Origin of the sequence: Tropicimonas sp. (assembly GCF_047971885.1) — a bacterium.
Lineage (GTDB): Bacteria > Pseudomonadota > Alphaproteobacteria > Rhodobacterales > Rhodobacteraceae > Tropicimonas.
This window is the reverse complement of the sequence record NZ_JBKEAE010000029.1, coordinates 20,375-30,151: the sequence shown is the minus strand read 5'-3', so window position 1 is coordinate 30,151 and position 9,777 is coordinate 20,375. Positions and strand designations below refer to the sequence as shown.

Below are 9,777 nucleotides of genomic sequence, written 5' to 3'. Positions count from 1 at the left end.
ATGGTTCCGGTCAGGATACCGGGCATCGCCAGCGGCAGCACGTGGTGGAATACCGACTGCATCTTCGAGGCGCCGAGCCCGAGCGCCGCGTCGCGGATCGACGGAGGCACCGACTTAAGCGAGGCGCGGGTCGAGATGATGATCGTCGGCAGGGTCATCAGCGTCAGCACCAGCCCGCCGACGATGGGTGCCGATTGTGGCAGTCCCATCCAGTTGATGAAGATGGCGAGGCCAAGGATGCCGAAGACAATGGACGGCACGGCCGCAAGGTTCGAAATATTGACTTCGATCAGGTCGGTGAACCAGTTTTTCGGCGCGAACTCCTCAAGATAGATCGAGGCGGCAACCCCGATCGGCAGCGCCAGGCACAGCACGATGATCATCATGTAGAACGAGCCGATGATGGCAACGCCCATGCCGGCGGCCTCGGGCCGGTTTTCCGACGCATCGGCATTGGTGATGAAACCCGGGTTGAAACCGGTCGCGATGACGCCCTTTTCCTTCAGCGCATCGGCAAGCCGCAACTGCCCCGGCGAGACATTGCTGTCGAGTTCGGCCGATTCCATACTTACTCGGCCCTTGTAGTACCCGTCGATCCGGGCGTCGGTGAGCAGTCTGAAATCGACCGTTTCACCGATCCTGTCCGGGTTGGCGATCACGTAGTTGCGGATCTGCGCCGCGGCCTCTTTCGAGACCATCTCCTGCGCGTCCTTGTCGCCCAGTCCGAATTGCGCCGGGTCGATTCCGTTGCGCTCCATCGCTATATCCATCGCCGCGGCGATCAGCGGGGCATAGCCGAAGGTCGAGACCTTCTTGATATCCCCGATGTTGCGTTCGCCGGTCTTGTCGAGCTTTGCCGGATCCAGATAGACCGGCACGGATACGAAGGTCTGGGTAAAGGCCGGCAGGCCCTGACCGAGGATCGAGATCAGCAGCAGGATCAGCGCGGCGACGCCGATTCCCGTCGCCCCGAGCCCGAGCATCCGGAAGCGCCGCTCGGCGGCGTTGCGCCGTCTGGTGCGCGCGTCAAGCTCGAAGAGCGAAGCCGAATGCCTGCCCGGACGCGCGGCGGGCACCCCGTTTGCGGTTGCGTCGGTCATTCGTACTGCTCCCGGTACTTGCGCACGATATAGAGCGCCAGGACGTTCAGCCCCAGCGTCATGACGAACAGGGTGAGACCGAGGGCAAAGGCCACCAGCGTTTCGGGGCTGGCGAAATCGGTGTCACCGGTAAGCTGGCTGACGATCTTGACCGTGACGGTGGTCATGGCCTGGAACGGATTGACGATCGCCCCCAGCCCCTGATCCATCTGCGCGGCAGCGGCCCCTGCCCCCATGACGACGATCATCGTCTCGCCGATGGCGCGCGACGCGGCAAGAAGAACCGCGCCGACGATACCCGGCAGCGCGGCCGGCAGGACAACCTGCCGGACCGTCTCGGAATGGGTCGCGCCCAGCCCGAACGATCCGTCGCGCATCGCCTGTGGCACGGCATTGATGATATCGTCCGACAGCGACGAGACAAAGGGGATCAGCATGACCCCCATCACCAGTCCGGCCGTCATCACCGAGTTGGTCGAGTTCCCCAGCCCGAGCGGCTGCGCGAGATAATCGCGCAGCAGCGGCCCGACGGTGATCAGTGCGAACAGGCCATAGACGATGGTCGGAATGCCGGCGAGGATTTCTATCATCGGCTTGGCGACGGCGCGAAGATGCGGCCCGGCATATTCCGACAGATAGATCGCGGCAAAAAGCCCGACCGGAACCGCGACCAGAAGCGCCACCAGCGAGACATAGAGCGTGCCCCACAGCAACGGCAGCATGCCGAGCGAGGAGTTGCCGCGGAAGTCCGGCGCCCATTTCGTTCCAAAGAAGAACTCCCTCCACGAATAATCGTCGAGGAAATGCCTGGTCTCGAACAGCATGGACAGGACGATTCCGACCGTGGTGAGAATGGCGATGGTCGAGGCGAGGATGAGGATCAGCCTGATCCCCCGCTCGACGATATTCCGCGCACGAAAGTCCTTGTCCGCGCGCGTCATCGCCAGCGCGAAGCCGGCGACGGCGAGCAGCCCGACAACGATTGTCATATTCCGCCGCGAGGCATGCGCCATGACCCTGTAATCCTGCGCCGCCCGCAGGATCGGCTGGGTGACGGTCGAGGTGATGATCGCCCCGGTCTGCTTGAGGTGCTCGGTCACATCGGTGAAATCCGCCCGCAGGTCGCGCGAACGGGCCTCGTCCATCAGGCCCTGTTCGACCGCCCGGTCGAGCGCGCCTGCGGCACGGCGCACCTCGGCCATCACGAGGCTCCGGCTGCCGCCCCGGTCGATGGCCGTATCCGGGATCTGTGACGAAACCGTGTTCTCGATCCAGGCCGGCGCCAGCATCAGCCAGGCGGCGAGAACCAGCAGCGACGGTACGGCCGTCAGCATGAAGCCATACCAGCCATAATAGCCCGGTAGCGAATGCAGCTTTCGGATGTCGTTGCCTGCAGATGCGAGCGCCCTGGCGCGCGCGGCGAAAAAACCGATCAGTCCGAGTCCGAGGACTGCGAGGACGATCCAGAGTACCGGCATCGGGTTACCTCAATCCTTCCTGTGGAAACGCCCCGTGACGTACCTGTCAAAGAGCGCATCCTAGTCGTGGCGGCGTATCAGGGACACGCGAAGGAGGATATTCCTCCTTCGCGCGACCTGCCGATCACATCGATCCGGCCATCGCCTTTTCTTCGGCCACGGCTTGCTGGGTCGCGGAAAGCTCCGGATCGGAGACCAGACCATAGGCTGCCAGCGGGCCATCGGGGCCGGCGATCTCGTCGGCGACGAAGAATTCGGCATATTCCTTGAGGCCGGGGATCACGCCGATATGCGCCTTCTTGACGTAGAAGTAGAGCGGGCGCGACACCGGGTAGTCGCCCGAGGCGATGGTTTCGGTCGACGGGGTGACGCCCGACATGGTCGCGACCTGCAGCTTGTCGGTGTTGTTCTCGTAGAACGCCAGACCGAAGACGCCGATTCCCTCCTTGTTGGCGTCGATGCGGGCCAGCGTCTCGGTGTAGTCGCCGTCGATGTCGGTGGATACGCCATCGGTGCGGATTGCCATGCACTTCGATTCGGCATCATTCTCGGCCATGCCGGCGGCAAGCATGGCTTCCAGGGCGCCCGATTCCGCGCAGCCGGCCAGGATGACCTTTTCCTCGAAGACTTCGCGGGTGCCGTGCTTGGTGCCGGGAATGAAGGCCAGGATCGCCTGATCGGGCAGATCGGGGTTCACATCCGACCACCTGGCATTGGCGTTGGCGGCCAGCGCGCCGTCTTCGCCCGGGATTTCGGCGGCCAGCGCCCTGTACCAGTCGGACGGGGTGAAGGCGTACCGGGCGCCATCGATATCGGAGGCAAAGACGATGCCGTCATAGCCGATGCGCACTTCGATGATGTCGGTCACGCCGGCGGCGGCGCAGGCTTCGATTTCGCCATCCCTGATCCTGCGCGAGGCGTTCGCGATGTCGATGGTGTTTTCGCCGACACCCTCGCAGAAACGCTTCAGGCCGGCCGACGAACCACCCGATTCGACCACCGGGGTCGGAAAATCGAAGTTCTCGCCAAAGGCCTCTGCAACGATCGAAGCATAGGGCAGAACGGTCGATGAACCGGCAACCTGCACGTTATCACGCGCAGCGGCAGCGGTGGAAAAAGCGGTCGCGATCGCCAGTACCGAGGCGGATAGCTTCACGAGAGACATATGTTGCTCCATGGCAGTTATGTTGAGGCCGCCACAGCCAGACAGCCCTGGGCGCGTCCTAGGATGCTTCCATGTGTTTCTTGCAAAGGTTTTGTAACGGTTTTGTGTCAATTTCCCGGACGGCTGCGGTTCCGTTTCGCGACGCTCCGTCATCCCTTCCGGCGCTTTCGGCGGCAACAGCGCTACGGCTGAGGTGTGCCCCCGATTTCCAGCGCCGGAATCGCCACGGTAAAGGTTGACCCCTGCCCCGGTTCGGTTTCGACGGTGAAGCGCCCACGATGCCGGTTGACGATGTGTTTCACGATCGCCAGGCCCAGCCCGGTTCCGCCCATGTCGCGCGAGCGGTGATCGTCGACGCGATAGAAGCGTTCGGTCACGCGGGCAAGGTGCACCGGATCGAACCCGTCGCCGTAATCGATCACCTGCACCTGCACGCCGGGGCCGCGAAACGCCAGCACACGCTCCTTGCGGGAAATGTTCACCGTGACCCGGCCACCGGCCGCACCGTATTTCACCGCATTGTCGATCAGGTTGGTCAGCACCTGCTGCAACTGATCGGCATCCCCCATGACGACAAAATCCCGCTCTCCATCCGATTCGCGCTTCATTTCCAGCGTCACGCCGCCGCCGGCGGCGATGGTCGACAGATTCTGGATGGTGGTCTGAACGATCCGGTCCAGAGCGACATGTTCGGTTGGGCGCTGACGTTCGCCGGCCTCGACCCGGCTCAGCGACAACAGATCGGCTACCAGCCGGTCCATCCGCAGGGCCTCGCGCTCCATGATCGTCAGGAACCGCTCCTGCGCGGCCGGGTCGTGGCGTGCGGCCCCCCTCAGGGTTTCGATGAAACCCAGAAGCGCGGTCAGCGGCGTCTTCAACTCGTGGCTGACGTTGGCGACAAAGTTCCGCCGGATCTCGCCGGCACTTTCCACATCGGTCACATCCACGAATGACACCAGCGCCCCCGGCCGGCCGCCGGGATCGCCCGGGACCGGTGCGGCATGGGCGGTATAGATCGCCTCGCGCACGGTCGACTTGTCGGCATAGCGGGCCTGCCCCGGTCGTCCGTGCCGAAGCGCCGATTCTATCGCCTCCAGCAATTCGGGCTGGCGCAGGACGGTCACATAATGGCGCCCGATTTCGACCGTGCCGAACAGCGCTTTTGCACGGGCATTGATCGCGGCGATCCGCTCGTCGGGACCGACATGAATCAGCGGGATCGGAACCGCATCCAGAAGTGGCGTTACCTGATCCGAATTCATCGGCCGGCCGGTTTCACAGGGCCGGGCCGGCCGCCCGCGCGGCAGCAACCCCGGCGCTGAATTCCCCGGTCAGCAGCCCGATCTCCTCGACCCCGACCGAGACGCGGAAGAACCCTTCGGACACCCCCATGCCGGCGCGCTGTTCGGGCGAAAGCCCGCGATGCGACGAGGTTGCCGGATGGCTCAGCGTGGTGCCCACATCGCCCAGCGTCGGGGCAAAGGGCAACTCCGGCATGGCGCGGACCAGCGCATTGGCCCCGGCCCTGCCGCCCTCGATCTCGAAGCTCAGCATGTTGCCGTACCTGTCGCCTACGAGCTCGGTCGCGCGGGCATGATCGGGATGATCGGCCCGCCCGGGGTAGACCACCCTGCGCACCCCGTCGAGACCCGCCAGATGATCGGCAAGCGCCGCCGCGTTGGCTGCTGCCCGCTCGTAGCGCAGATCAAAGGTATGCAACCCGCGTTCGGCAAGCCAGCAGTCGAACGGGCTGGGGGTAAACCCCCATGTTGCGGCGGCAATTGCCATGGCCTCGCGGTCGGCGGGATCGCGCGCGGCGGCATATCCCAGTGTCGCGTCGGAATGCCCGGCAAGAAGCTTGGTGATCGAGTGGATCACGATATCGGCGCCGATTTCGAACGGCCGGAAGCCGCGCGGCGTGGTGAAGGTATTGTCGATTGCCAGCCGGATACCCCGTTCGTGCGCGATCCGCGCGATACCGGCAACATCGGCAACCCGGATCGTCGGGTTCGAGACGACCTCGATCAGGATCAGTTTCGTCTCGGGGCGGATGGCGGATTCGATTGCCCCGGCGTCGGTGGCATCGACCAGATCGGTGCGGATACCCCGGCGCGGCAGATCCTCGCGCAGCATCCGGAGCGTCCGGCCATAGAGCAGATCGCTGCCGATCACGTGATCGCCGGCATCGAGCAGCCCCAGCATCACCACCCCCACCGCAGCCATACCCGAGCCGAGGACGATGCCGCCTTCGGCCCCTTCCATGCGGTCGATCTTCCCCGCCAGCACGTCGGCGTTGGGGTGGCCTTCGCGGGCATAGGCATAGCCCTGCAACCGCCCCTCGTATTGCGCATCGAGCGAATCGGGGCTTTCGGCGGCATAGACCACCGACGCCTGCAGGGGTGAGACGACCGGCCGGCTGGCGCTGCCGGGCCAGGGCGTGCGGCGGACGATGCTACCGGGGCGTTCGTTTTTCCGGCTGGTCATGGACACTCCTGTTTCAGGATCGACATCAGATATGTAACCGGCGGCAACATGCCGGGATCAGCCGATGATCACACCGGTCAACGTGCCGTGCACTGCCGCCAGCCCGTCCCTGTAGCGCCGGGCGTTCGCCTGATAGTGCAGCGCAGATTCGAGCAATCCCCCGATGGCTGCCTCGTCAAGCTGCCGCACCACCCGGCCCGGTGCTCCCATCACAAGGCTGCCGTCGGGAATTTCCTTACCCTCGGTGATCAGCGCACCCGCGCCGATCAGGCAGTTCCGGCCGATCCTTGCGCCGTTCAGCACCGTAGCGCCCATCCCGATCAGGCTTTGCGCGCCGATGGTGCAGCCATGCAGCATCGCCTTGTGGCCGATGGTGCAGTTTGCGCCGATATCCAGCGGAAAGCCCATGTCGGTGTGCAATACGCTGTTTTCCTGCACATTGCTGCCTTGCCCGACAAGAATGCGTTCGTTGTCGCCGCGAATGGTGACGCCGAACCAGACCGACGCGTCCGCCTCGACCACCACATTGCCGATGAGATTGGCGTCGTCCGCGATCCAGGCGCTGTCGCTGATCTCGGGCGCCACGCCTTCCAGTTGATAGATCATTTCGCCCCCTCCTCGAATTCCGACTGCAAGCGGCGGACATGGTCCTGCAATCCGGGTTGCTGCTGGCGCCGCATCCGCTCAGCCGTCACGATAACGCGCAGGCGGTCGAATGTCCTGTCGATGTCGTCATTGACCAGCACATAATCGTACCCGTCCCAATGGCTGATCTCGTCCCAGCTTTTTTCCATGCGCTTCCTGATGACCTCGGCCGAATCCTGCCCGCGCCGTTCCAGCCGAAGCCGCAATTCGGGGATCGAGGGCGGCAGCAGGAAGATCGACAGGGTGTGACGCCCCAGTTCGGAATTGCGAATCTGCTGCGCCCCTTGCCAGTCGACATCGAACAGAACATCGCGCCCGCCATCGATGGCCTTGCGCACCGGGGCGGCTGGCGAGCCGTAGAAATTGCCGAAAACATGCGCATGTTCGAGCATTTCGCCCCGCGCGACCAGTTCCTTGAAGGCCGGGATCGACAGGAAGTGATAATGCTCGCCGTCGACCTCGCCCGGGCGCGGCGCGCGCGTGGTCGCCGAGACGGAGAAGGACAGGCTCGGATCCCATTCCATCAGCCGCCGTGCCAGCGTCGATTTTCCCGCACCGGAGGGCGAGGAAAGGATGATCAGCAGGCCGCGGCGCTCGTCGTTCATTTCCATCTACTCCACATTCTGGACCTGTTCGCGCATCTGGTCGATCGCCGCCTTCAGGTCGAGCCCGACGCGCGTCAGCGCCACGTCCTGCGATTTCGAACAAAGCGTGTTGGCCTCGCGGTTGAATTCCTGGGTCAGGAAATCGAGTTTCCGCCCCACCGGGCCCTCCTCCGCCAACAGCGCCCGCGCCGCCGCGACATGGGCGCGCAGCCGGTCGAGTTCCTCGGTGACATCGCTTTTCACCGCAATCAGCGCTAGCTCCTGGGTCAGCCGGGCCTCGTCGAATCCCTCGGCATTCTCAAGAACGCGGGCCAGCGCCTCGCGCAGCGCCTCGCGCGCCTTGTCGGCCCGCCCGTCGAGCCGTTGCGCAGCCGCGGCGACAAGGGTTTCGATCGTGTCCAACTGGCCCGTCAGCACCTGACCGATCGCAGCACCTTCGCTGGCCCGCATCTGCTGGAAATCGGCCAGAACGGTTGCGAAATCCGCCAGCAGCAACTCGCGCAGCGCTGCGGCATCGGCCGTCTCTGCCCCCGGCGCGGCGACAGCTTTCATCGCGACGATCTGCGTCGGATCGGGGGCGCCCATCTCGACCCCGCGCGCCCGCGCCCGCACCATCACCTGATCGAGCGCCGCAAGCACCTGATCGAGCGCCGCCGGGTCGATGCCGGGGCCGGCGGTTTCCTCGTCGCGCACCAGCCGCAGCGACAACGATACGCTGCCGCGCTTCAGCTCCGCGCCAAGCCGCGCGCGCAGCGCCGGCTCCAGCCCGTCGATCCAGTCAGGCACCCGCAGCCGCACATCCAGCCCGCGCGCGTTCAGGCCGCGGATATCCCAGGTCCAGGCATGGCCGACCCCCTGCCCCGTTCGTGCCGCGAAGCCGGTCATCGAGTTAACCATCGTGTCCAAAACTCTCCCCAATTGTAAGAAAATGTGCCAGGTTAGCACTTGGGTAATCAGTATTGCGCGAGGGGTTAACAGACCCTTCGCACCGGAACAACGCAAGGATCGCAGGTGCGGCCGCATGCACGCGCTGGTTGAAGCAGGGAAAACCATGCCGGACGACAACAGCCAAAGGCCGAATGTGGTTTTTCTGCACGACGATGGCGACGGGAAGAAATTTCCTGCCATCCGCATTGTCGAGGGCTACTGGAACGAACTTCGTCAGGGCCGTATCCTGCCGTTGCGGTCCGATGTCGATCCGCGCCGGATCGAGAGCGCACTGGAATGTACCTTCATGCTGGAACGCCTCGCCCCGGGCGTCGCCCGTTTCCGTCTGGCCGGAATGCACCTGAACGACCTGATGGGCATGGAAATCAGCGGCATGCCGCTGACCTCGTGTTTCTTGCCCGATGCCCGGCCGCAGATCGGCCGGGTTCTCGATCAGGTCTTCGACCGGCCCGCCGCCGCCCTGCTGACACTTGCCGGCGATCGCGGGATCGGCAAGCCACCGCTCGACGCGCGCATGCTGCTGCTGCCGCTGGCGGGGGATCGGGGCGAAACCAGCCGCGTTCTGGGCTGTCTGGCAACGCTCGGGCCCGTCGGGCGGACACCGCGCCGCTTCGGCATGCGCGACACCGGCATCGTCGCGCTTTCGGCGCCGCGCGATGGCGCCGCCGCCATCGGGCCCGTAGAATCCCCGCATGCGATCGCCGGCTTTGCCGAAGCGCAACAGGGCTTCACCCACCCCGGCCCGCCGCGACCGCCGAGGGGCAAGCCCCATCTCTACGTGGTGAAGCCCGACGACGCCTGAGGCGCCTGCCCCGCCTGTCAGCCGAGCTTTTCGCGCACTTTTGGCCCGACCGCGCCAAAATCCATCTGGCCGGTATATCTGGATTTCAGCACGCCCATGACCTTGCCCATGTCGCGGATGCCGGAGGCGCCGGTTTCCGCTATGGCATTGTCGATGGCCGCCCCTACCTCGGCCGGTGTGAGTTGTCGCGGCAGGAACTCCTCGATCACGCCGATCTCGTCCCGTTCCTTTTCGGCCAGTTCGAGCCGGCCGCCCTCTTCATAGGCCCGCGCGCTTTCCTGCCTCTGCTTGACCATCTTGCCGAGGATCTGCAGCACGTCGTCATCCGAAACGCCCTCGGGCCGGTTTTCCGTGCGCAGGGCGATATCCCTGTCCTTGATGGCCGCCGTGATCAGGCGCAGCGTCGAAAGGCGCTCGGCTTCCTTGTTTCGCATGGCGTCTTTCAGCGCCACGCCCACTCTTTCCCTGAGACCGGTCATGGTTTTCTCTTCATCCCCCAACTGAAGACGGATACCTATAGTTTTATGGCGCGGCATACAACTCTCGCGGC

At 64.7% G+C, this 9,777-nt stretch carries 10 protein-coding genes; 1 reads left to right on the top strand and 9 read right to left on the bottom strand.

The genetic code is table 11. The annotated features are described in order from the left end of the window. The 8 genes from ACK5IR_RS04025 to ACK5IR_RS03990 form a co-directional block, all read right to left on the bottom strand. On the bottom strand, window positions 1-1,100 hold a 1,100-nt coding region (locus ACK5IR_RS04025), incomplete at its 3' end, for a PstA family ABC transporter permease (protein WP_416926168.1). Continuing rightward, entirely contained in the window at window positions 1,097-2,578 is a 1,482-nt protein-coding gene (gene pstC, locus ACK5IR_RS04020) for a phosphate ABC transporter permease subunit PstC (protein ID WP_416926166.1), read from the bottom strand. The genes pstC and ACK5IR_RS04025, both read right to left, overlap by 4 nt. 124 nt (window positions 2,579-2,702) lie before the next feature. Next, window positions 2,703-3,743 carry a substrate-binding domain-containing protein gene (locus ACK5IR_RS04015; protein ID WP_416926164.1) on the bottom strand — a complete coding sequence of 347 codons (1,041 nt, stop codon included), beginning with the start codon at window positions 3,741-3,743 and terminating at the stop codon, window positions 2,703-2,705. Between the two features lie 182 nt (window positions 3,744-3,925). Beyond that, the gene (locus ACK5IR_RS04010) at window positions 3,926-5,005 is read right to left on the bottom strand and encodes an ATP-binding protein (protein WP_416926162.1); all 1,080 of its coding nucleotides are present in this window, start codon (window positions 5,003-5,005) and stop codon (window positions 3,926-3,928) included. A gap of 13 nt (window positions 5,006-5,018) precedes the next feature. Next, on the bottom strand, window positions 5,019-6,227 hold the full coding sequence (locus tag ACK5IR_RS04005) for a trans-sulfuration enzyme family protein (RefSeq protein ID WP_416926160.1): 1,209 nt from the start codon (window positions 6,225-6,227) through the stop codon (window positions 5,019-5,021). Window positions 6,228-6,284: 57 nt separating this feature from the next. Further along, window positions 6,285-6,833, bottom strand: a complete 549-nt coding sequence (locus ACK5IR_RS04000) for a gamma carbonic anhydrase family protein (protein WP_416926158.1) — start codon at window positions 6,831-6,833, stop codon at window positions 6,285-6,287. Continuing rightward, the gene (gmk, locus tag ACK5IR_RS03995) at window positions 6,830-7,483 is read right to left on the bottom strand and encodes a guanylate kinase (protein ID WP_416926156.1); all 654 of its coding nucleotides are present in this window, start codon (window positions 7,481-7,483) and stop codon (window positions 6,830-6,832) included. The genes ACK5IR_RS04000 and gmk overlap by 4 nt, the downstream gene beginning before the upstream one ends. Beyond that, window positions 7,484-8,374 (bottom strand): YicC/YloC family endoribonuclease, encoded by an 891-nt coding sequence (locus tag ACK5IR_RS03990; RefSeq protein ID WP_416926170.1) that lies wholly within the window; start codon window positions 8,372-8,374, stop codon window positions 7,484-7,486. Between the two features lie 124 nt (window positions 8,375-8,498). On the opposite strand from ACK5IR_RS03990, the gene ACK5IR_RS03985 reads away from it, so the two are divergent. Then, on the top strand, window positions 8,499-9,227 hold the full coding sequence (locus ACK5IR_RS03985) for a PAS domain-containing protein (RefSeq protein WP_416926154.1): 729 nt from the start codon (window positions 8,499-8,501) through the stop codon (window positions 9,225-9,227). Between the two features lie 17 nt (window positions 9,228-9,244). Here the strand turns inward: ACK5IR_RS03985 and ACK5IR_RS03980 are convergent, their stop codons facing one another. Beyond that, window positions 9,245-9,706, bottom strand: coding sequence for a GatB/YqeY domain-containing protein (locus ACK5IR_RS03980; RefSeq protein ID WP_416926152.1), 462 nt, complete (start codon window positions 9,704-9,706; stop codon window positions 9,245-9,247). Window positions 9,707-9,777: the final 71 nt, after the last annotated feature.

Excerpts from the sequence above, each read along its gene's own strand:
- pstC (WP_416926166.1), bottom strand. The coding sequence starts at position 2,578 with ATGCCGGTACTCTGGATCGTCCTCGCAGTCCTCGGACTCGGACTGATC.
- ACK5IR_RS04015 (WP_416926164.1), bottom strand. The coding sequence starts at position 3,743 with ATGTCTCTCGTGAAGCTATCCGCCTCGGTACTGGCGATCGCGACCGCT.
- ACK5IR_RS04010 (WP_416926162.1), bottom strand. The coding sequence starts at position 5,005 with ATGAATTCGGATCAGGTAACGCCACTTCTGGATGCGGTTCCGATCCCG.
- ACK5IR_RS04005 (WP_416926160.1), bottom strand. The coding sequence starts at position 6,227 with ATGACCAGCCGGAAAAACGAACGCCCCGGTAGCATCGTCCGCCGCACG.
- ACK5IR_RS04000 (WP_416926158.1), bottom strand. The coding sequence starts at position 6,833 with ATGATCTATCAACTGGAAGGCGTGGCGCCCGAGATCAGCGACAGCGCC.
- gmk (WP_416926156.1), bottom strand. The coding sequence starts at position 7,483 with ATGGAAATGAACGACGAGCGCCGCGGCCTGCTGATCATCCTTTCCTCG.
- ACK5IR_RS03990 (WP_416926170.1), bottom strand. The coding sequence starts at position 8,374 with ATGGTTAACTCGATGACCGGCTTCGCGGCACGAACGGGGCAGGGGGTC.
- ACK5IR_RS03985 (WP_416926154.1), top strand. The coding sequence starts at position 8,499 with ATGCACGCGCTGGTTGAAGCAGGGAAAACCATGCCGGACGACAACAGC.
- ACK5IR_RS03980 (WP_416926152.1), bottom strand. The coding sequence starts at position 9,706 with ATGACCGGTCTCAGGGAAAGAGTGGGCGTGGCGCTGAAAGACGCCATG.